General features: G+C 65.6%; 19 protein-coding genes. 3 read left to right on the top strand and 16 right to left on the bottom strand.

The window, feature by feature from the left end; translation table 11 throughout:
• Positions 1-43 precede the first annotated feature (43 nt).
• The 7 genes from QW887_RS21440 to cyoA are packed head-to-tail and all read right to left on the bottom strand — an operon-like array spanning position 44 to position 6990.
• Complete coding sequence (locus tag QW887_RS21440; protein WP_316184035.1) at positions 44-577, bottom strand: response regulator transcription factor; 534 nt, start codon at positions 575-577, stop codon at positions 44-46.
• Entirely contained in the window at positions 567-1919 is a 1353-nt protein-coding gene (locus QW887_RS21435) for an ATP-binding protein (protein WP_316184036.1), read from the bottom strand. The genes QW887_RS21440 and QW887_RS21435 overlap by 11 nt, the downstream gene beginning before the upstream one ends.
• 46 nt (positions 1920-1965) lie before the next feature.
• Positions 1966-2799, bottom strand: coding sequence for an SURF1 family protein (locus QW887_RS21430; protein ID WP_316194948.1), 834 nt, complete (start codon positions 2797-2799; stop codon positions 1966-1968).
• Complete coding sequence (gene cyoD, locus QW887_RS21425; RefSeq protein WP_315769206.1) at positions 2799-3158, bottom strand: cytochrome o ubiquinol oxidase subunit IV; 360 nt, start codon at positions 3156-3158, stop codon at positions 2799-2801. Before cyoD ends, QW887_RS21430 begins: the two co-directional genes overlap by 1 nt.
• The gene (gene cyoC / locus QW887_RS21420) at positions 3155-3784 is read right to left on the bottom strand and encodes a cytochrome o ubiquinol oxidase subunit III (RefSeq protein WP_315752396.1); all 630 of its coding nucleotides are present in this window, start codon (positions 3782-3784) and stop codon (positions 3155-3157) included. The genes cyoD and cyoC overlap by 4 nt, the downstream gene beginning before the upstream one ends.
• Positions 3781-5790, bottom strand: a complete 2010-nt coding sequence (gene cyoB, locus QW887_RS21415) for a cytochrome o ubiquinol oxidase subunit I (RefSeq protein ID WP_315769208.1) — start codon at positions 5788-5790, stop codon at positions 3781-3783. The genes cyoC and cyoB overlap by 4 nt, the downstream gene beginning before the upstream one ends.
• A 24-nt stretch (positions 5791-5814) precedes the next feature.
• Complete coding sequence (gene cyoA, locus QW887_RS21410; protein WP_315769210.1) at positions 5815-6990, bottom strand: ubiquinol oxidase subunit II; 1176 nt, start codon at positions 6988-6990, stop codon at positions 5815-5817.
• A gap of 154 nt (positions 6991-7144) precedes the next feature.
• Here cyoA and QW887_RS21405 point away from each other — a divergent pair, with 154 nt between their 5' ends.
• The gene (locus tag QW887_RS21405) at positions 7145-8455 is read left to right on the top strand and encodes an MFS transporter (RefSeq protein WP_315769211.1); all 1311 of its coding nucleotides are present in this window, start codon (positions 7145-7147) and stop codon (positions 8453-8455) included.
• A gap of 4 nt (positions 8456-8459) precedes the next feature.
• On the opposite strand, the gene QW887_RS21400 is transcribed toward QW887_RS21405, so the two are convergent.
• The 7 genes from QW887_RS21400 to QW887_RS21370 all read right to left on the bottom strand — a co-directional run bounded on the left by QW887_RS21400 (position 8460) and on the right by QW887_RS21370 (position 16433).
• Positions 8460-10172 carry a thiamine pyrophosphate-binding protein gene (locus tag QW887_RS21400; RefSeq protein ID WP_315769213.1) on the bottom strand — a complete coding sequence of 571 codons (1713 nt, stop codon included), beginning with the start codon at positions 10170-10172 and terminating at the stop codon, positions 8460-8462.
• 28 nt (positions 10173-10200) lie between these two features.
• The gene (locus QW887_RS21395) at positions 10201-11139 is read right to left on the bottom strand and encodes an AEC family transporter (RefSeq protein ID WP_315769215.1); all 939 of its coding nucleotides are present in this window, start codon (positions 11137-11139) and stop codon (positions 10201-10203) included.
• A gap of 37 nt (positions 11140-11176) precedes the next feature.
• On the bottom strand, positions 11177-12730 hold the full coding sequence (locus tag QW887_RS21390) for an AMP-binding protein (protein WP_315713476.1): 1554 nt from the start codon (positions 12728-12730) through the stop codon (positions 11177-11179).
• An 81-nt stretch (positions 12731-12811) separates the two neighbouring features.
• A complete protein-coding gene (locus tag QW887_RS21385) occupies positions 12812-13444 on the bottom strand; it encodes a hypothetical protein (protein ID WP_316184042.1) in 633 nt (210 codons plus the stop codon).
• Positions 13441-13971, bottom strand: coding sequence for a c-type cytochrome (locus QW887_RS21380; protein ID WP_315713478.1), 531 nt, complete (start codon positions 13969-13971; stop codon positions 13441-13443). The genes QW887_RS21385 and QW887_RS21380 overlap by 4 nt, the downstream gene beginning before the upstream one ends.
• Before the next feature lie 67 nt (positions 13972-14038).
• Complete coding sequence (locus QW887_RS21375; protein ID WP_315769218.1) at positions 14039-15817, bottom strand: PQQ-dependent dehydrogenase, methanol/ethanol family; 1779 nt, start codon at positions 15815-15817, stop codon at positions 14039-14041.
• 91 nt (positions 15818-15908) lie between these two features.
• Positions 15909-16433, bottom strand: coding sequence for a copper chaperone PCu(A)C (locus QW887_RS21370; protein WP_315769220.1), 525 nt, complete (start codon positions 16431-16433; stop codon positions 15909-15911).
• Positions 16434-16573: 140 nt separating this feature from the next.
• Here QW887_RS21370 and QW887_RS21365 point away from each other — a divergent pair, with 140 nt between their 5' ends.
• The gene (locus tag QW887_RS21365; RefSeq protein ID WP_315713481.1) at positions 16574-17287 is read left to right on the top strand and encodes a GntR family transcriptional regulator; all 714 of its coding nucleotides are present in this window, start codon (positions 16574-16576) and stop codon (positions 17285-17287) included.
• Positions 17288-17387: 100 nt separating this feature from the next.
• Entirely contained in the window at positions 17388-18074 is a 687-nt protein-coding gene (locus QW887_RS21360; protein ID WP_315825303.1) for a GntR family transcriptional regulator, read from the top strand.
• Positions 18075-18195: 121 nt separating this feature from the next.
• On the opposite strand, the gene QW887_RS21355 is transcribed toward QW887_RS21360, so the two are convergent.
• Positions 18196-19563 (bottom strand): sensor histidine kinase, encoded by a 1368-nt coding sequence (locus QW887_RS21355; RefSeq protein ID WP_315752381.1) that lies wholly within the window; start codon positions 19561-19563, stop codon positions 18196-18198.
• Complete coding sequence (locus QW887_RS21350) at positions 19538-20995, bottom strand: sigma-54 dependent transcriptional regulator (protein WP_315713484.1); 1458 nt, start codon at positions 20993-20995, stop codon at positions 19538-19540. Before QW887_RS21350 ends, QW887_RS21355 begins: the two co-directional genes overlap by 26 nt.
• Positions 20996-21002: the final 7 nt, after the last annotated feature.

The following is a 21002-nucleotide window of genomic DNA, read 5'->3' as shown; positions in this document are numbered from 1 at the left end:
GGAAAGAATGAGCTCCACTCCTCCGGACAACAACCGGATCGATCTACTTCACCGGGCGCTTCTCCAGCTTGCGCGCGAGCGTCCGGCGATGCATGCCGAGCCTCCTCGCAGCTTCGGAGATGTTGAAGTCGGTCTCGATCAGGGTCTGGTGGATGCGCTCCCATTCCAGGGTCTTGATCGAGGTGGAGCGCTCGGCCAGGGCCACTTGCGCATTGCCCTGCGCCTTGCGGAACGCCTCCTCGATGTCGTCGGTGTTCGACGGCTTGGCCAGATAGTGGCAGGCGCCGAGCTTGATCGCCTCGACAGCAGTGGCGATGCTGGCAAAGCCGGTCAGCACCACGATCAGCATCTCCGGATCGTGCGCATGCAGCTTCTCGACGCAGACGAGGCCGGAAGCGCCGCCGAGCTTGAGATCGACGACGGCATAGCCGAACGTCTTCTTCTCGAGGATCTCGTCGACGTCCTCGAGCGAGCCGGCGACGACGGCCTCGTAGCCGCGCCGTTCGAACGAGCGCTTCAGGGTGCGTGCAAAACCGTCATCGTCCTCGACGATCAGGAGGGACAGGTCATTCGCCATCGCGCTCTCCAATGACAAGCGTCGACAACGGCAGTGACAGCCGTACGGTCGCTCCACGTCCCCGGTGGTTCCAGGCGGAAACGCTGCCGCCCAGCTTGCGGATCACGTTGACCACCAGGAAAAGGCCCAGGCCGCGGCCCGGGCGGCCCTTGCTCGACTGATAGGGACGTCCGAGTTGCCCCAGCATCGCCGGATCAAAACCCGGCCCGCGATCGCTGACGCTGAGCAGCAGCTGATCACCATCTCGTTCGACCACGAACTCCACCCACTCGCGCGAGACTTCGAACGCGTTGTCGAGCACGTTGACGATCGCCTGCTTCAGGGCGACGTCGGAGACGATCGCCGGATCCGAGCCGAACTCGTTGCGGACCATCAGATTGCGCGCCGAGCGCGCCGCGCTCCATTCGGCGACCAGCGTCGTCAGGAACGCCTTCAACGTCGTGGGCGCCGAGCCTTCGCCGCGCGCCTGACCGGCCGAGACCAGGATGTCAGTGACGATCGACTTGCAGCGCTGCACCGCCGCTTCCATTTCGGTGAAATCCTCCGCGAGCGTCGGATCGGCAGAGATCGCGGTCATGCGGCGCCAATCGTTCAGGATGACCGAGATCGACGCCAGCGGCGTGCCGAGCTCATGCGCGGCGCCTGAGGCGAGCAGGCCCATGCGGATGATGTGATCCTGCTCGACGGCGTGCTGGCGCAGATCGGCGAGTTTGGCGTCACGCTCGCGCAGGTTCCGGTTGATGCGGGTGACGAAGACGACGAGCAGCACGGCGTCGAGCATGAAGCCGACGAACATGCCGGTGATGTGCAGGGTGAAGGCATCGCTGACATGATGCTGCGGCAGTTGCAGCGGGCGGTACTCGATGGTGAGCCAGATGAAGCTGAGCACCGTCAGCGCGACCAGCGACCAGGACGAGCGCGCGTCGAGCAGCACGGCCCCCAGCGTCACCTGCAGCAGATAGAGGCACGTGAACGGGTTCGACGCGCCGCCGGTGAGATAGAGCTCCGATGTCAACGCCACCACGTCGAGCATCAGCGCGATCAGCAAATGGCGATTGCCGACGTCGTCGCGCCTGCGCAGCCAGATATGGCTGGCGATGTTGAGCGCCACCAGCGCGCAGATGATCGCCGCCATCGGCAGCACCGGCAGCGCAATGCCGAACCAGGTGGTCACGAAGCCGATGGTGACGATCTGGCCGACCACGGCGATCCAGCGCAGCTGGATCAGCAGCACCATGTTCTTGCGGTTGGTCGCGTCCTTGGTCGGCAGCGGCGCGTTGATCTCGGGTGTGGCGATCGCGGCCACGACTCCGAACGGCAAATTGGGGGCCTCGCTGCTCATGAGGGCCCGTCCGATCTCCGCCGGCAGAACGGCAAGCGTCGATCGCTCAAGACGCCGTCCCGCATCCACCCATGTCCTGCCGCTGCTGATCCCATTCCACATCCTGCGCTGCCGGCGCGCTGGGCTCACGCTGCGCGCGGATGAGCCGCTGCAGCCCGGCGCCGGCCAGCATGAGGGCCAATGTAAACCAGGTCAGCGCGTAAACCAGATGGTTGTTCGGAAACGAGATCACGGTGAGTCCGCCGATTGGAAGTCCGCCGGGATTCGGGGTCGCATCGGCATCGACGAAGAATGGTGCGACGTCGGACAGACCGCGCGCCGCCGCGATCGCCGCGACGTCACGTGAATACCAGCGATTCCCCGCGGGATCGTTGTGGCGCAGGAAGCCGCCGCCAGGCTCGGAGATCCGCAGCAATCCGGTCACGCTTACCGTGCCATTCGGGTTCCCGGCGCTGCGGCTTGCGGGCGCGCGGCGATCCGCGGGCACGAAGCCACGATTGACGAGCACGGCGCCGCCGGCGGTCTGCAGCGGCGTCACCACCCAATAGCCGGAGCCCTCGACCGTCAGCGCCTGGACCAGCGTCTCGCGGTCGTTGAGGAAGCGGCCGCTCGACGTTATCAGCTTGTACTCGTCGCTGCTGCGATCGATGGCCGGCCAATCCGCCGGGCTCGGCGCCGGCACGGGCGCGGCATGAACGCGGCGCTCGACGCGATCGATCAGGTCGAGCTTCCAGGCCCGCCGCTCGATCTGCCAGACGCCCAGCGACAGCAGCATCGCGACGCAGGCAACCCACGCCGCAACGATCGCGAGCCGCAGCGCGCCGGATCGCCCGCGGCTGGCCTCGTCGCGTTCCCCTGCCCCGTCGGCAGGAGCTGACATCACGGCGTCTGGCCCATCTCGTGTACCGGCATCATGTTGGTGGTCAGGTGATGCATGACCCAGAGCGAGCCGCTGAGCGCGATCGCCACCATGATGATGGTGAAGATCAGCGCCATCATGGTCCAGCCGCCCTCGGCCTTGGTGTTCATGTGCAGGAAGAAGATCATGTGGACGACGACCTGCACGGCCGCGAATGCCATGATGATCAGCGCCGTGGCCTGCTTGTCGAGCGAGCCGTTCATGACCAGCAGAAACGGAATCGCCGTCAGGACGACGGAGGCGCCGAAGCCGATCAGTTGGCCCGAGCGCGTGCCGGCATGGTCGTCCGCCGAACCGTGCGCGTGTGCATCAGAGCTCATCGAAGCATCCCCATCAGATAGACGAAGGTGAAGACACCAATCCAGATCACGTCGAGGAAGTGCCAGAACATGCTGAGGCAGACCAGCCGGCGGCGGTTAGCCTCGATCAGGCCGTGGGTCCCGACCTGCACCATCAGGGTGACCAGCCAGACCAGACCGAACGTCACATGCAGGCCGTGGGTTCCAACCAGCGTGAAGAACGACGATAGGAAGGCGCTGCGCTGCGGCGTCGCGCCCTCATGGATCATGTGCGCGAACTCGGTCAGCTCGATGCCGAGAAAGGCGAGGCCGAACAGCCCGGTCACCACGAGCCAGGCCTGCATCGCGCCAATGCGGTTCCGCTGCATCGACAGCATCGCGAAGCCATAGGTGAGCGACGACAGCAGCAGGAACGAGGTGTTGACCGCGACCAGCGACAGGTCGAACAGATCCTTCGGCGCCGGCCCGGCGGCGTACCTGGCGCCGAGCACGCCATAGACGGCAAACAGGATCGCAAAGATGAGACAGTCGCTCATCAGATAGATCCAGAAGCCGAGCATCGTGCTGCTGCCTTCGGGATGCTCGTGCTCGTCGACGACATAGAAGACCGGCTCCCCGGCCTTCATCGTGCCCATCGCAACGGTCATGACTTGGCTCCTGCCACGAGCAGCTTGGTGCGCGCGCGCTCGACGCTTATGACCTCATCGGCCGGGATGTGGAAGCTGCGGTGATAGTTGAAGGTGTGGCCGATCGCGACCGCGAGCAGCGCGACGAAGCTGCCTGCCGCCATCCACCACATGTACCAGATCAGTCCGAATGCCATGGTGGTGCTGAGGCCCGCCAGAATCATGCCGGTACCGGTGTTGCTCGGCATGTGGATCGCCTTGAAGCCGGCGAGCGGACGCGCGTAACCGCGGCGCTTCATGTCCCACCAGGCGTCGTTGTCGTGGACGACGGGCGTGAAGGCGAAGTTGTAGGCCGGCGGCGGCGACGACGTCGCCCATTCCAGGGTGCGCGCATTCCAGGGATCGCCGGAGACGTCGGCGAGCTGCTCGCGGCGGAGGATGCTGACCGCGATCTGGATCAGGAAGCTCGCGATGCCCAGCAGGATCAGGAACGCGCCGATGCCGGCGATGATGAACCATATCTGCAGGCTCGGATCGTCGAAGATGCGCAGCCGACGGGTCACGCCCATCAGGCCGAGCACGTAGAGCGGCATGAAGGCGAAGTAGAAGCCCACCGTCCAGAACCAGAACGACATCTTGCCCCAGAACGGATCGAGCCTGAAGCCGAACGCCTTGGGGAACCAGTAGGCGATGCCGGCGAACAGGCCGAACAGCACGCCGCCGATGATCACGTTGTGGAAATGCGCGACCAGGAACAGGCTGTTGTGCAAGACGAAGTCGGCCGGCGGCACTGCAAGCAGCACGCCGGTCATGCCGCCGATCACAAAGGTCAGCATGAAGGCGACCGTCCACATCATCGGCAGCTCGAAGCGGATGCGGCCGCGATACATCGTGAACAGCCAGTTGAACATCTTCGCGCCGGTCGGGATCGAGATGATCATCGTGGTGATGCCGAAGAACGAGTTCACGCTGGCGCCGGAGCCCATCGTGAAGAAGTGGTGCAGCCAGACCAGGTAGGACAGGATGGTGATGACGACGGTGGCGTAGACCATCGAGGTGTAGCCGAACAGCCGCTTGCCCGAGAAGGTCGAGGTCACCTCGGAGAAGATGCCGAAGGCCGGCAGGATGAGGATGTAGACCTCCGGATGGCCCCAGATCCAGATGAGGTTGACATACATCATCGGATCGCCGCCGAAATCATTGGTGAAGAAGTTGGTTCCGACGTAGCGATCGAGCGACAGCAGCGCCAGCACCGCCGTCAGCACCGGGAAGGAGGCGACGATCAGCACGTTGGTGCACAGCGAGGTCCAGGTGAAGACTGGCATCTTCATCATGGTCATGCCGGGCGCACGCATTTTCACGATCGTGCAGATCAGGTTGACGCCGGACAACAGCGTACCGACGCCGGCGACCTGCAGGGCCCAGATGTAATAGTCGACGCCGACATCCGGACTGTAGGAGAGGTTCGACAACGGCGGATAGGCCAGCCAGCCGGTGCGCGCGAACTCGCCGACGAACAGCGAGCACATCACCAGAACGGCGCCCGACGTGGTCATCCAGAAGCTGAAATTGTTGAGGAACGGGAACGACACGTCGCGGGCGCCGATCTGCAGCGGCACAACGTAGTTCATCAGGCCGGTGACCAAAGGCATCGCCACGAAGAAGATCATGATCACGCCGTGCGCCGTGAACACCTGATCATAGTGGTGCGAGTTGAGATAACCTTCGGAGCCGTTGAACGCGATCGCCTGCTGAAGGCGCATCATCAGCGCATCGGCGAAGCCGCGCAGCAGCATGACGATGCCGAGCACCATGTACATGATTCCGATGCGCTTGTGGTCGACGGTCGTGAACCACTCCTTCCAGAGATAGCCCCACAGCCGGAAATAGGTGATGGCGCCGAACAGCGTGAGGCCGCCGAGCGCGACCATCGCGAAGGTGCCGACGATGATCGGCTCGTGCAACGGCAGCGACTCCAGCGTCAGCCGGCCGAAGATGAACCTGGTGAGATTGGCAGTGTCGAACATGATGTGACCCTCACGAATCCGACGTCACGAATCCGATTTGGAGGTTGTCCCCGTGATGAAGGTGGCCTTGGACGGCCGCAGCAGGCCGGGCCGCTCCAATCCACGGCCCTGCAGCGGCGTCCAGTCGAGCGGCGCCAGGACCGTCGGCGAGGAATCGTCGGCCATCCGCGTGACCTGATCGCCCGGCAGGCAGACGCCGCCGGCAACGAAGCTCGGCTCGGCGCCGAACACGGCGCCGCGGCCGGCGAACTTGTCGTAGGCGAGCGGCAGCGTGTTGCGGACGCCGGCCATGCCCATGCCGCCTCTCGCGTCGATCGCCATCATCTCGCTCATGCACATCTTGCCGGGCTCGACGCACATGTTGAGGACGGCGCGAAACAGGTCGCTATCCACCGATGCGTAGTAGCGGACCGGCTCGTTCGCGCTGGGACGCTCCAGCTTGAGATAGTCCGGCTTGCCAAGCTCGGCGCCGCTGGCCTTGGCCTTCTCGATCCAACCGGCGAATTCGACGTCAGACAGGCCATGAAAGGCAAAGCGCATGCCGGAGAAGCCGGCGCCGCTGTAGTTCGCCGAGAAGCCGCGATAGACGCCGGGCTTGTTGATGATGGCGTGCAGCCGGCTCTGCATGCCCGGCATCGCATAGATCTGGCCGGCGAGCGCGGGGATGTAGAACGAGTTCATCACCGACGACGAGGTGATCCTGAAATCGAGCGGCCGGTTCACCGGCGCCGCAAGCTCGTTGAGGCTGGCGATGCCATATTCGGGATAGATGAACAGCCACTTCCAATCGAGCGCGACGACGTCGACCTCGAGCGGCTTGTCCTGCGGCGTCACCGCGCGCTCGGCGGAGATGCGTCCGAGCGTGCGATAGGGATCGAGCAGATGCGTGCCCATCCACGTCACCGCGCCCAGGCAGATGATGATCAGCAGCGGCGCCGCCCAGATCAGAAGCTCGAGCTGGGTGGAGTGATCCCAATCCGGCGTGTAGGCCGCCGCCTGGTTCGACTGGCGGTAGCGCCAGGCCACGATGGCGGTTGCGGCCATCACCGGCACCACGATCAGCAGCATCAGCACAGTTGCGATGATCACGAGATCGCGCTGCTGGGCGGCCACGTCACCGGAGGGCGAGAGCACGACCAGATTGCAGCCTCCGAGCGCGAGCCCCAGCGGCAGCAGTGCCAAGAATTTCCAGTAACGCACGCTTAACCTCGTCGCACGGCGGATCTCTGAACGAGGCCTCACGTAGCGACCGGACGACACGGCCGACATTGGACAATTTGTCCAATACCGGAGCGGCGCCGAGGACGACAATTACGGGGCAACAATAGAGTATGAGAGGACTGCAGGCAGCGCGATGACACAGGCAGCGGCGACCGCCGACGGCGAAACCCAACTCTCCCGCACGCATGAGGCGCATCCGGGCGAGATCGCGATCGGCGTGATCATCGGGCGCACGTCGGAATTCTTCGACTTCTTCGTCTATGCCATCGCCTCGGTGATCGTGTTTCCGCGCCTCGTGTTTCCGTTCGCCGACGAGCTGACGCAGACCCTGTATTCGTTCGCGCTGTTCGCGCTCGCCTTCATCGCACGCCCGTTCGGCAGCGTGATCTTCATGGCGATCGACCGCCGCTACGGCAAGAGCGCCAAGCTGATCACCGCATTGTTCCTGCTCGGCACCTCGACCGTCGCGATCGCGTTCCTGCCGAGCTACCACACCGTCGGCGCCGCGGCGATCTGGCTGCTGGCGCTGGCGCGGATCGGCCAGGGCCTCGCCTGGGGCGGCGCCTGGGACGGGCTGGCGTCGCTGCTCGCCATGAATGCGCCGGAGCACCGGCGCGGCTGGTATGCGATGATCCCGCAGCTCGGCGCGCCGCTCGGGCTGATCGTCGCCAGCGTGCTGTTCGCGTTCTTCGTCGGTTATCTCTCCGCGGCCGACTTCTTCGACTGGGGCTGGCGCTACCCGTTTTTCGTGGCGTTTGCCATCAACGTCGTGGCGCTGTTCGCGCGGCTGCGCATGGTGGTGACGCCGGAATATGACGAGCTGTTCCAGTCGCGCGAATTGCAGCCGGCACGCGTCATCACCACGATTCGGCACGAGGGCCGCAACATCGTGATCGGCGCCTTCGCGCCGCTGGCGAGCTTCGCGCTGTTCCACATGGTGACGGTGTTTCCGCTGTCCTGGGTGTTCCTGTTCACCAAGGAGACCCCGGCGCGCTTCCTGATCATCGAGGCCGTCGGCGCGGTGTTCGGCGTCGTCGCGATCGTGGTGTCCGGCATGCTGGCCGACCGCATCGGGCGCAAGTCGCTCCTGATCAGCTCGGCGATCGCGATCGCGGTGTTCTCCGGCTTCGCTCCGCAACTGCTCGACGCCGGCCCGGTCGGCGAGACCATCTACATGGTGCTCGGCTTCATCCTGCTCGGCCTGTCGTTCGGCCAGTCCTCGGGCGCGATCGCCGCCAACTTCGCGCGCACCTATCGCTACACGGCCTCGGCGCTCACCGCCGACCTCGCCTGGCTGTTCGGCGCCGGCTTCGCGCCGCTGGCGGCATTGGTGCTGGCGGCCAATCTCGGCCTGCTGTCGGCCGGCGGCTATCTCTTGTCCGGCGCCGTCTGCACCCTGCTCGCGCTGTGGCTCAGCGCGCCGCGCCAACTGCAGCAGGTGTGAGGCCTCACGAGCCGCGCCACTTCCGTTCCGCCTCGTCCCACGCAGCAAGCGGCTGCAGGTCCGGCACCCAGGCGAGTCCTGTCTTGGCATCCGACGACACCGCTTCCGGCGTGACGACCATGTCGAGCAGCGCCGGGCGGTTGGCCAGCGCGCGCTGGATCGCGGGGCCGAGCTGCTCCTCGGTCTCGACGCGCTCGGCATGCATGCCGAAGGCGCGCGCCATCGCCGCGTGATCGGCAAATTGCAGCCTGGTGCCGACCACCTTGCCATGTGTCACCGCCTGGTCGTGCACCTCGATCTGCCAGGCGCCATTGTTGGCGACGACGATCAGCACCGGCGCCTTGTGGCGGACGGCGGTGTCGACCTCGATCGCGTTGAAGCCGAAGGCACCGTCGCCGGTCGCGACCACCACCGGCTTGTCTGGATAGGCCAGGCTCGCGGCAATGCCATAGGGCACGCCGATGCCGATACAGCCGAACGGGCCGGGATCGAGCATCAGGGGCGCGCTCAGGCCGACGCGGGCAAAGGACAGGAAATCGCCGCCGTCGGCGATGACCACGGCGTCGTTGCCGATCGCGTCCTGGATGGCCGAGAGCACACGATTCGGATGCAACCGGCCGTCGGAGCCGGCCGGCGCCGTCGCCATGCTCTGCTTCAGCTTCGTGGCACGCTCCTGATGCGCCGCCCGCAGTCTTGCAGCCCATTGCCGATCGACAGCCGACTCGCGGTTGCCCGCCAGCCCCACCATCGCGCGCAAGGTCTCCGCTGGTGTCGCCAGGATCTCGGCCGCACCGCGGCGGTTGTCGCGCAGCTCGCTGGCGATGTCGCTGATGCGGACGAATTTGGCGTCCTTGAACACAGCCGGGGAGCCGTAGGCGAGCTGGAAGTCGAGCCGGCGGCCGACCGTCAGCACGACGTCGGCATCGCCCATCACGGCGCCGCGCATCGCGCCGACAACAGACGGATGATCGTGGGGCACCAGCCCCCTGCTCTCACCGGTGTCGAGATAGACCGCACCGAGCCGGTCGAGCAGCGCGATCAGCTCCGGGCCGGCGCCACGCGCGCCGCGGCCGGAGATGACGAGCACGCGGCGCGCCGACCACAACAGCTCGACCGCCTTCTCGACCTCGGCCGGATCCGGCCGCATCGCCGCCCGCGGCTTCGGTGCGAGATGCTCCTCCAGTTGCAGCGCCTTGGGCACGATGCCGCGCAAAGTATCCACCGGGAAATCGATGAAAACGGGCCCGGGCTCGCCGCCGTCGCCGAAGGCGCGGGAGATCGCCTCGTCGAGCTCCTGCAGCACCAGCGACGGTTCCCGCACGGTGCGCGCATAGCGCGTGATCGAGCGCACCAGCTGGGTGTGATCCATGTCCTGCAGGCCGCCGCGGTTCTCCTGCGGCCGCGGATTGCCGCCCGAGATCACCAGCACCGGCGCGCGCGAGACATGGGCATTGGCGATGCCGGTGATCGCGTTGGTCATGCCCGGCCCGGCGGTGACCAGCGCGACGCCGAGCTCGCCGGTGAGCTCCGTATGCGCCTGCGCCATGTGCACGGCGGCGCGCTCGTCGCGCACGTCGATGATGCCGATGCCTTCCGCGTCCAGCCGCATCCAGATCGGCATGATGTGGCCGCCGCACAGCGCGAACACGCGGCTGACGCCGCGGCGCTTGAGCAGGCGGGCGATCAGATCGGCGGCACTGTCGGGAGAGATCTTCATCTGACGACTCCTGCGGATGGTGACGTGATCAGCCCGGCGCAAGCCAGGCCACGAGCAGCGAGACAGTGAGGACGGCGAAGATGTGCGAAACGAGAATCGAGCCGGAGGTGACGCCGGCCTCCAGGCCGTGGAGCTTGGCGATCGTGAATGGTCCCGAGCCGATCGGCAGCGCGCTCAGGATCACGGCCGAATGCGACCACAGCGGCGGCATCGAGAACACGTAAAAGGCGAGCAGCGCGGTCACCGCCGGCTGCATCACGAGCTTCAGCGAGACGAGGATGGCGATCGAGGTCGCATCGCGCGTCGCGACGCGCTCCTGTGCCAGGAACAGCCCGATGCAGACCAGCGCGGCCGGCGAGGCTGCGCCGCCGAGCAAGGTCGTGAAGCTGAGGAACGGCGCCGGCAGCGAGAATCCGCTGAGGCCGACCGCGAGCCCGGCGACGGGCGCGATGAACAACGGGCTGGTCAGCAGCGAACGCGCCACCTTGGCGACCGTCGCGCCCAGCGTGGCGCCCTTCTGCAGATCCATCTCGACGACCACGATCGCGAACAGGAACAGCACGCAGGCCGTGAACAGGGTGGCGATGATCGAGGCCGGCGCGCTGTCCGGACCGAACACCAGGAGGCACATCGGAATGCCCATGAAGCCGACATTGCTGTAGCCGGCGTCCAGCCCCTCGATGCTGGCGTTCGCAATGCGCCGGCCGCGCAGACGGCTGATCACGAAGCCGGTCGCGAAGGTCGCGGCGATGCCGCCGCAGAACGCGCCGATGAAGCCGAACTGGCTGACCTGCTCGACGCCGATCTTGGACATCGCGGTGAAGATCAGCGCCGGCAGCGCCAGATAGACGGCAAAACGGTTGAGATTGTCGGTCGCGGTGCGATCGAACACGCCGAACCAGCCACACAGGAATCCGGTCAGAATCAGCGCGAAGATCGGAAGGGCGGAATTGAGGACGGCCTGCATCGCAACTACATATCAGACCGTAAGCCATTGCAGCGACTCACTGCGAGAATCTCTTCTTCAGCTCGCGATGCAGGATCTTGCCCGTCGCGTTGCGCGGCATCTCGGCGTCGGTGATGAAGGCGTAGGAGCGCGGCCGCTTGAAGCCGGCGAGCCGTTCTTTCGCCCATTCGGCCAGATCGCCCTCCTTCACCGCCATGCCGTCGCGCGGCACGATCACGGCATGAACGCGCTCGCCCCATTTGTCGTCGGGCAGGCCGATCACGGCGATGTCCTTGACACCAGGATGCGCGCCGACCTGCGCTTCGACCTCGGAGGGATAGATGTTCTCGCCGCCCGAGATGATCATGTTGCTCTTGCGGTCGGCGAGATGGATGTAGCCGTCGGCATCGCGGCGCGCCATGTCGCCGACCGAGCAATAGTCACCGCGGAACGCCTCCGCGGTCTTCTCCGGCAGGCGCCAATAGCAGTCGAAGGTGTGCGCGTTCGACGAATAGAGCTCGCCCGCCTCGCCGTCCGGCACCTCGTGGCCGGCCTCGTCGAGGATGCGGATCGGTGCGGCGCCGACACACTCGCGCCCGACCGAGCCGGGCTTGGTAAACTGCTCATGCGGATGCAGCATGGTGACCCAGCCAGTCTCGGTCGCCCCATACAGCTCATAGAGCCCGGACTTCGGAAACATCTCCATCACCTCGCGCTTGGTCTCCGGGCGCGCCGGCGCCGAGGAGATCATCAGCTTGGTGACGGCGCTGAAATCATGCTGCGCGCGCACCGCGCGCGGCAGATCCAGCATCATGATGTAGTGAGTCGGCACCAGCGACGTGAACGTGGAGCCGCCATCGGCAAGCGTCGTCACGGCGTGCTCGGGATCGAAACTCTTGCGCGAATAGATCGAGTTGACGCCGCCGATATAGCCGAACGCGCCGAAGAAGTTCAGCGAATTGGCATGGCACATCGGCATCACCAGCAGCGCGCCGTCGTTGCGGCTCAGCTTCAGTTCGATCTCGGTGACCATCGACAAGAGGACGGCGCTGCGATGGCTGCGCAGCACGCCCTTGGGCTTGCCGGTGGTGCCCGAGGTGTACATCAACGTCCAGGGATCGGACAGCGCGACCTGCTGGTCCGGCTCGCGGTCCGCAGCCGCGGCGATGACGTCCTCGTAGCCGCGATAGCCTGCCGGACGCGGCCTGGTGCCAAAGTGGATGAAGCGGTCGTCGGCGATGCCAAGATCCTTGCGCGTCTCCTCGACCAGGCCCACGAGTTCGTCCTGCACGATGACAGCGGCCGCTTCGGCATTCTGCACGATGAACTGCATCTCGGGCGCGGTGAGGCGGAAATTGATCGGCAGCGCCACCAGGCCGGCCTTGGCCGTGGCTGCATAGATCTCGCACCATTCGACACAATTGTAGGCAAGGATCGCAACCCGATCGCCCTTGGCAAGGCCGAGCCCGAGCAGCGCGTTTGCGAGCCGGCACGCGCGCTCGTTCCACAGCGCAAAGCTCATCGCACGTTCGAGATCTCGGGCACCGGTGCGCTCCGGCGACATGCGCGCATGGGCCGACAGCATCTGCCCGAAATTCAAGAGATCCCTCATCGTCGTTTCCTCCCGGCAACCGGGTTCACGACGCCGACTGGCGCGCGCCTCCAGCGGAGCGCGATGAAGGTCGGCGGCGGATTAGTTGATATCCTTGGTGATCCGCACCAGCGTCTGATCGACGAAGCTCTTGGCGTCCTGATCCGGCTTGCGGAACAGCTCGCGCTCGACCGTCAGGGTCCGGCCGGGCACCGTCTTCTTGCAGACCTCGCGCAGGAACACGCCCCCGACGGGCTGCTCGCCTGCGGTCGGCTGCTGCTCCTTGCACTCCCAGCCCTCGGCGCCATAGCGCGACTTCACCTGGTTGCCGAGCAGGAACGCCTTCTTGCGAATATAGAGCCGCGCCTTCGGATCGGTCTCGATCGTCAGGCCGGTGACGGTGCCCTTGTCGTCGACCAGGACCGTCAGCAGCACGGGATGACCGGCCACCTTTGTGCCGTCCTGGCTGGTCGCCGGATCGAAATCGAAGCGCACCGCGTGCCGCGCCTGCTCGTCCGCGGGACAGTCGCGCCATGCCGACCACGCATTGAGCTTGCGATTCGGATCCTCGGCGCAAGTCAGATTGACATAGCCCTGATCGGGCAGGTCGCCGACCGGCATGCCGACGGTGATGTCACGCAGATCGTAGTTCGGCACCGCCTGCGCGGAGGCCGCGTGCATCACGAACGACAGCACGAACGTGGCGAAGATCGCAGCGCAGGTCGACCGCTTCATTTCGATGGCTCGCTTGCAGGCTTGGTGGCATTCGCCTTGTAGATATCGCAGACCCGCGACGTGTTGCCGAAGAAGGCGGTGCACTCGTCGTAGGTCGGCTCGCCGCGCCCCTTGATGTGCGCGAGCACGTAGTCTGCGACCGCCTCGATGTCGTTCGGCCGCAGGAACACGCCGCCTTCCGGCGGCATGCGCTCGCCGACATCCTGGCGGCTCATGCCGTAGCACTTCGCCGTGTCATAGGAGCCGCGCGCGAAGTACGGCATGCCCGTCCCGGGCCGGCCGCAGGTCACGGTCTCGATGATCTGGTCACGAGTGAGCTGCGTCCTGCGCAGCGACAGCGCGTCGCCGCCATAGCCACCACCGCCATTGCCGTGCCATTTGTGGCAGCCGACGCAGTTCGCGCGCTTGAACACGGCCTTGCCGGCCTCGGTCGGATCCGCCGGCGCCGCGGACTGCGCCAACGCGAGCGAAGCGGAGCCGAGGACGAGAGCCGACGTCACGGCGAACGTGATCGCACTGAGTTTCATCTGATCTTCTTGTCGAACAGGGGATAGGAGGCGGAGCGGAGGCCATGCCTCCGCTCCGCAGCCGACTTCACAGCGAGAAGACGTAGAGCATCGAGCCGGGCTGGATCTTCTTCAGCTCGGGCGTGGATTCGATGAACCACTTGTCCCAGGCGCCGCCGAGACCGACCAGGATCGCGACATACTGCTTGCCGTCGACCGAGAACGTCACGGGAGGCGCATTGACGCCGCCACCGGTGTTGAACTCCCACAGCTTCTGCAGGGTCTTGGCATCGAGCGCCATCACCTCGCCCGAGGGCTGGCCGGTGAAGACGAGATCGGGCGTCGACAGCATGCCACCGAGATTCGGGAACGGCGTCTCCATCTTGCCGGCGATCTTGCCGGTGGTGACGTCGATCGCGGTCACGCTGCCCGTGATCTTGAACGGCTGGCTCGGTCCGCCGCCGGTCCAGAACTCGCGCGGCTTCAGCTTGTCCTTGGTCGCTTCTTCCACGGTGATCCGGTTGCAGCTCTCGATGACAGGGATGTACCAGAGCTTCAGGTCCGGATTGTACGAGGTCGGCGGCCAGTTCTTGCCGCCCATGTTGCCTGGGCAGATGTCCGCGACCTTGTTCTCACGATGCGGCGACACCGACGCATTGTAGCGCTGCACCGGGTTCTTCGGATCATACTCGATCGGCTTGCCGGTCTCGGCATCGAGCCCCTTGGTCCAGGTCACCTTCTTGACGAAGGGCAGGCCCCAGATGAACTTGCCGCTGGTGCGGTCGATCGCATAGGCAAAGCCGTTGCGGTCGGCCTCGAGCGCGAGCTTCAGGGTCGAGCCGTTCGGCGCGGGCACATCGACCAAGACGTTCTCGGCGACGCTGTCATAGTCGAAGGGATCGTTCGGCGTGTGCTGATAGTGCCACTTGATCTTGCCGGTGTTGGCATCGAGCGCCAGCGAACTGTCGGTGTAGAGGTTGTCGCCCGGACGATAGGCGTTGTCCCAGTCCGGACCGGGATTGCCGACGCCCCAGATGATGGTGTCGGTCGCCGGGTCGTAGGTCCCGGTCACCCAGGTCGAGCCGCCGCCGGCCGCGGCCGCGTCGTTGCTGTCCTTCCAGGTCTCGCTGCCCGGCTCGCCCTTCCCCGGAATGGTGTGGGTGCGCCAGACCTCCTTCTGCGTGCCGAGATCGGTCGCCGCGATCCAGCCGCGGATGCCGTATTCGGCGCCGGCCACGCCCGAGATCGCCATGTTCTTCACGATCAGCGGCGCACCGGTGATGACCTCGCCCTTGTCGGGATCGGCGACCTGGCGCTGCCAGGCGACCTGTCCGGTCTCCTTGTTGGTCGCGATCAGGCGGCCGTCGAGCGTGTGCGAAATGACCAGATTGCCCCACAGCGCGACGCCGCGATTGTCGACGCCGCAGCAGGCGATGGCGCCGGCCCAGTCGTGATCCGTCTTCGGATCCATCTTCCAGACCAGTTGGCCTTTGCCACCGCGCGCGTCGATCTTGTAGACCGAGCCCCAGCCGTCGGTGACGTAGATCATGCCGTTCTCGACGATCGGCGTGCCTTCGAGACCGCCGTGGCTCCAGATGCCGCCGCCCTCGACGCCGCCGAGATGCATCGTCCAGGCGACCTTCAGGTTCTTGACGTTATCCTTGTTGATCTCCCTCAGCGCCGAGAACCGTGTGCCCGAGTAGTTCTTATGATGGTGCAGCCAGTTGCCGGCTTCGTTGTCGGCGTTGAGAAGCCGTTCGGGGGTCATCTCGTCGGCGGCCTGCGCCGGCGATGCAAGCTGGAAACAGGCGAAGGCTGCGCTGGCCAGCAGCACCGCCCGCAGGGTCGACCTGACGTTAGTCCTCATCGTTTCCTTCTCCCATTATATTGATTATGAGTTGGAGCGAATACCGCTCCGCCAAGCGCGACGGCGGAGGGCAGCAGGCGACAAACACGCTTCAAGGGGACTTGCGAACCTCGACCTCCGTTTCGATGGATCCTGCTTTCTGGAACACGATCGTGCAGGTGAAGCGCTTGCCTGGCTCGAGCGGCTCCCGCGTCTGCAGCAGCATCACGTGATAGGCGGTCGGCAGCAGCACCAGCGTGCTGCCCGCGGCAATTGGAATGTTGGGAATGGAGCGCATCGCCGGCGCGCCTTCGCCGCGGTCGACGGTGTGCCGCTCCGAAAAATTTGCGATCGGACAACGCACGCGCATCAAGGCTTCCGGCGCGGTCGTGTCATTCTTGATCGTGATCAGCAACGGGATGTCGCGTCCCACCTCGGGCGCCGCCGGCACCCACGCATCCGACAGGGTCAGGCCTTCTCCGGCCACCCCGAGCGCAGGCGCCATCGCTGCAACCGACGCCACAGAGGCCGCCAGCAATGCGCGCGAGACCGCCGGCATCACGCCGGCGCGCACGCTGCCCTCCGAGCGCGCGGACCAAACCTGATCGCGCTCCAGACTGGTCGGATCTTCCGACAACGGAGTCCCTCCCCTATATGGCCGCCTCTTTAACTTGCCCTAGGGCGGCGCCCTTTTTTGAATTCGTACTCTGAATTCGAATACGTCGCAAATGGATTTTCTGTCTTGACATGCTAATGTCCGGCAAAACGTGATGACCCATGCGAATCGTGCCCGCCGCTCCCTCTCTGGTCGACCAGGTCGTCGAAGCCATCACTGACGAGATCGTCAGCGGCGTTCTCGCGCCGGGCTCGCGGCTGATCCAGGACGATCTGGCCCAGGCTTACGGAGTGTCGCGCCAGCCGGTTCAGCAGGCGCTGATCCTGCTGCGCGGCTGCGGGCTGGTGCAGAGCGCGCCGGGCCGCGGGTTGATCGTGGCGCCGCTCGACCCCGGCTTCGTCCGGGACCTCTATGAGATGCGGGCAGTGCTCGAAGGCCTCGCGGCGCGACTGGCCGCCGAGCGGGCGAGCGATCGCGCTGCGCGCGAAGGTCCGGCCTACATCGCGGCCGGCTACGAGGCGGTGAAGAGCGGGCTCGTCAACCGCAAGATCGAGACCGACATCGCCTTCCATCGCTTCCTCGGCGACCTCTCCGGCAACGCGCTGATCGGCGAGACGATGGCACCGCATTGGCCGTGCCTGAAGCGGGTGATGTCCGACGTGCTGCAGAAGGAGCAGAGCATGTCACGGATGGTCTGGGACGAGCATGAGGACATTCTTGCAGCCGTCATCGAGGGCCGCAGCGCCGAGGCCGAACGGCTGAGCCGGGAGCACATTTCGCGCGCGGCCAGCGTGTTCATCCATCACCTCGAAATCCAGCAGGACAGCAAGTCCAAGCAGCGGCGGACGCTCACTGCGCGGAAATTCCCGCTATGACTCCGTTCAAACCGACAGCGGCCGCAATGCGAGCGCTGGGCTCCGGCACGGCAGCCTCGCATTCGCGACCGGACATCACACCTGATCCCGTGGAGGCCGTGTGCCGCCGCTGAAGACCCAGCCGAGCCTGACCGAACGCGTCTACGAGCGCATTCTCTCCGACATCGTCGGCGGGGAGTTGCCGGAATCTGCCCGCCTCATCCAGGACGATCTGGCCCGCGACCTCGGCGTCTCGCGCCAGCCGGTGCAGCAGGCCCTGCTGCTGCTGCGCAATCAGGGCTTTGTGCGCGAGGCGCCGGGCCGCGGCCTGGAAGTCGCGCCGATCGACACCGACTTCATCCGCAACCTCTATGAAATACGCGCGGTCGCCGAGGGCCTCGCCTGCCGGCTCGCGGCGACCCGCGGCGCCAAGCGAGCGGCCGAGGAAGGCCCGAATTTGATCGAGCAGGGCCGGCGCGCCGAGCGCGAGCATTCGGTCGAGAAGCTGATCGAGGCCGACGTCAGGTTTCATGAATTCCTCTACGAGATCTCCGGCAACTCCGTCATCCAGGACACCACCCTGCCGCATTGGCTGCATCTGCGCCGGCTGATGGGCGAGGTGCTGATGCGCGACGAGACGCCGCGGCGGATCTGGGATCAGCATGAGGACATCCTGCGGGCGGTGATCGCGGGCGATGCGCAGACAGCCGAGGATCTTGCCAGGCAGCACATCACGCGAACCGCAACCGTGCTGCTGGCGCGGTTGACCAATCAGCGCGAGCGCGTGCCGGTCGCAACGGCGTCCTGATCACCTCGGGCTTGGCTTCTGCCCGCAACATCCGACGGCACCGCCGTCAGGAACCCCAGCATCGTTTCGAAGGGATACCCAGCATCCCACTTCAGCGTCGGCAGCAGCGCCGCCGCTATGGTCAAGCCGCCGGCAAGCTGAAAGAGAACGTGGCGCCGCCCTGCGGCTCGTTGCTGGCCAACAGCTCGCCGCCGTGCTCGCGGACGATGCCGTAGCTGATCCACAGCCCGAGCCCCGTCCCCTCCCCGACGCGCTTGGTGGTGAAGAACGGCTCGAAGATGTGGGTCAGATGATCCTTGTCGATGCCCGGGCCGTTATCGGTGATGCGAAAGGCGATCTCGCTGCCCTGGCGCGCCACCGCGACCAGAAGGCGCGGCAGGTCGGTCGATCGCATCGCGTCGATCGCGTTCTCCACGAGGTTGACGATCACCTGATGCAGCTGGCCTTCGTTGCCCAAGATCCACAGATCCGGCTCGACCTCGATCTGGATGTCGACACGATGCTGCTTGGTGCGCCCTGCCCACAGCACGGCGGTATTGATCAGTCGCTCGATGTTGACGCGCTCGACCTCGCCGAGCTTCGAGAACGACAGGCGGCGCAGGTTCTTGACGATCTCGCTGATGCGCACCGCGCCTTCCAGCGTGCCGTCGATCAGCGGCCCGAAATCCTCGAGGATGGCGTCGATCCTCAGATCCGAGCGAAGCGCTGCGATGTCCTCGCTGACCGGCTGCTCATGGATGGCATCGAGATAGCCGACCAGCGAGGTGCGGTAGCGCATCAGGGTGTGGATGTTGCCATAGACGAAGCTGATCGGATTGTTCAGCTCGTGGGCCACGCCGGCGACGAGCCGGCCGAGGCTCGCCATCTTCTCCTGCTCGACCAATTGCCGCTGCGCCCGCTGCAACTCCTGATGCGCCTTGTGCAGGGCCTCATAGGCGCGGCGCAGCTCGCCGATCGGACGGCCCGTCAGCACGACGCCGATGAAGCGGCCGCGATGGTCATGCCGCGGCGAGCTGTTGATCGCGAACAGATCGGAGCTGACGCCGGCTGCCGCGGCAAAGCGCAATTCACCGTCGACCACATCGGCGCTGCTGCGCGGCTTCAGCAGCGAGGCGAGCTTGGGCCGATGATCGGGATCGATCATCTCGGCGATATCGCGACCGGCGATGTCGGCCAAGGCCCGTCCCGATGTCTGCAGGAATGCGGAGTTGGCCTGCTGTACCGTGCCCCTGGCGTCGCAGACGACCAGGATGTCGGAGACGGACTCGATGACGTTGGTGACGAAGGCCTGGGCTTCCTCGAGCTCGGCGTTCTTGTGCTCGAGATCGACCTCGTAGCGCAGCAGGTCGGAATAGACCTCGTCCATCTTGCGGATCACTTCGATCCACACGCCTTCGCGCTCGCTGTCGAGTTCGAGCGTGCTGCTGCTCGCGATAAGCTTGAGCAGCGTGTCAGCCCCGGACTCAGGAGAGTGAGTGGCCTTTGCCATGTTTCTTCAGATCGTATCTCGACAATTTGTTCCGGAGCCCCACCCTTGACAGGCCGAGCTCGCTGGCGACGCGACTGATGTTACCATCATATTTCTCCAGACAGTGAACGATGATGGTCTTTTCAAGATCCTCGACCCTGTCCTTCAGGCTCCCGGAACCGTTGAGCTTGCCATTGGCGATCGCGGGCGCGGCGCGGCGGCCGTTGCGCCGGCCGGCGAACGGCGGACAGCGCAGTTCGTCGGCATCGGCCAGCACGGCCATGCGCTGGATCTCGTTCTGCAACTCGCGAACATTGCCGGGCCAGTGATAGCGGGAGAATTCCTCCAGCGCCGCCGGTGCGAACCGCAGATGCGGCCGGTTGAACGATGTCTTCACCGCCGACAGCACGCCCTCGGCGATCAGCGGAATGTCCATCGGACGCTCGCGCAAGGACGGCATGTGCACCGGAAACGCGGCGAGCCGGTAGTACAGATCGCGGCGGAAGCGGCCGGCTTCGACTTCGGCCTCGAGATCCCGGTTGGTGGCAGCGACCACGCGCACGTCGACCTGGCGCACGCGCTGCGCGCCGAGCGGCCGGATCTCGCTCTCCTGCAGCACACGCAGCAACTTGACCTGAAAGGCGGGGGATGTCTCGCCGATCTCGTCGAGAAAGATGGTGCCGCCGTCGGCGACCTCGAACAGGCCGATGCGGTCCTGATAGGCGCCGGTGAACGCGCCCTTCTTGCAGCCGAACAGCTCGCTCTCGAGCAGCTCATCGGGTAGCGCGCCGCAATTCTCGACCACGAAGGCCTTGGTGGCGCGCGCAGAGCCATAGTGAATCGCACGCGCCAGGAGCTCCTTGCCGGTGCCGGATTCGCCGGTGATCAAGACCGAGATGTCGTAGTCGGCGGCGCGCCGGCCGAGCTCGATCACGTTGCGCATCGGGCTCGCCGCCGAATGCACGATGCGGTCGAAATCATAGAGCTGCTTGGCGGCGCCGCGCTTGACCGACACCACCTTCTTGATGTGGGCCGGCGTGGCCTTCACGTCGACGCCGGCGGTCTCCGTCTCCTTCTGCAGCCGGTACAACTGCACGGCCTCGCGGACGATCTCGATCAGGCGATCCGGCTGCCAGGGCTTTGTGATGTACTGATAGATGCCGGCCTCGTTGAGGCCGGCGATGATGTCCTCGGAGTCCGAATAGCCGGAGATGATCATCCTGACAGGGTCGGGCCACATCTCGCGCACGCGCTTCAGGAAGCTGACGCCGGATTCCTGCGGCATGCGCTGGTCGCAGATCACGGCATGCACGATCTCGCCTTCGAGCAGCTTCTCGGCGTCGTTCGTGTTGCCGGCACACAAGACCTCGAAGTCCTGGTTGAGGACGCGGCGCAGCGCCTCCTGCGACCGGACCTCGTCATCCACGACCAGTATCGTTCCCTGGATCCCCATCGCGCGT

The sequence above is a fragment of the Bradyrhizobium sp. SZCCHNRI3052 genome (assembly GCF_032484895.1).
Classification (GTDB): Bacteria; Pseudomonadota; Alphaproteobacteria; order Rhizobiales; family Xanthobacteraceae; genus Bradyrhizobium.
The sequence above is the reverse complement of the archived record's forward strand: the minus strand, read 5'-3'. Positions and strand labels throughout refer to the sequence as shown.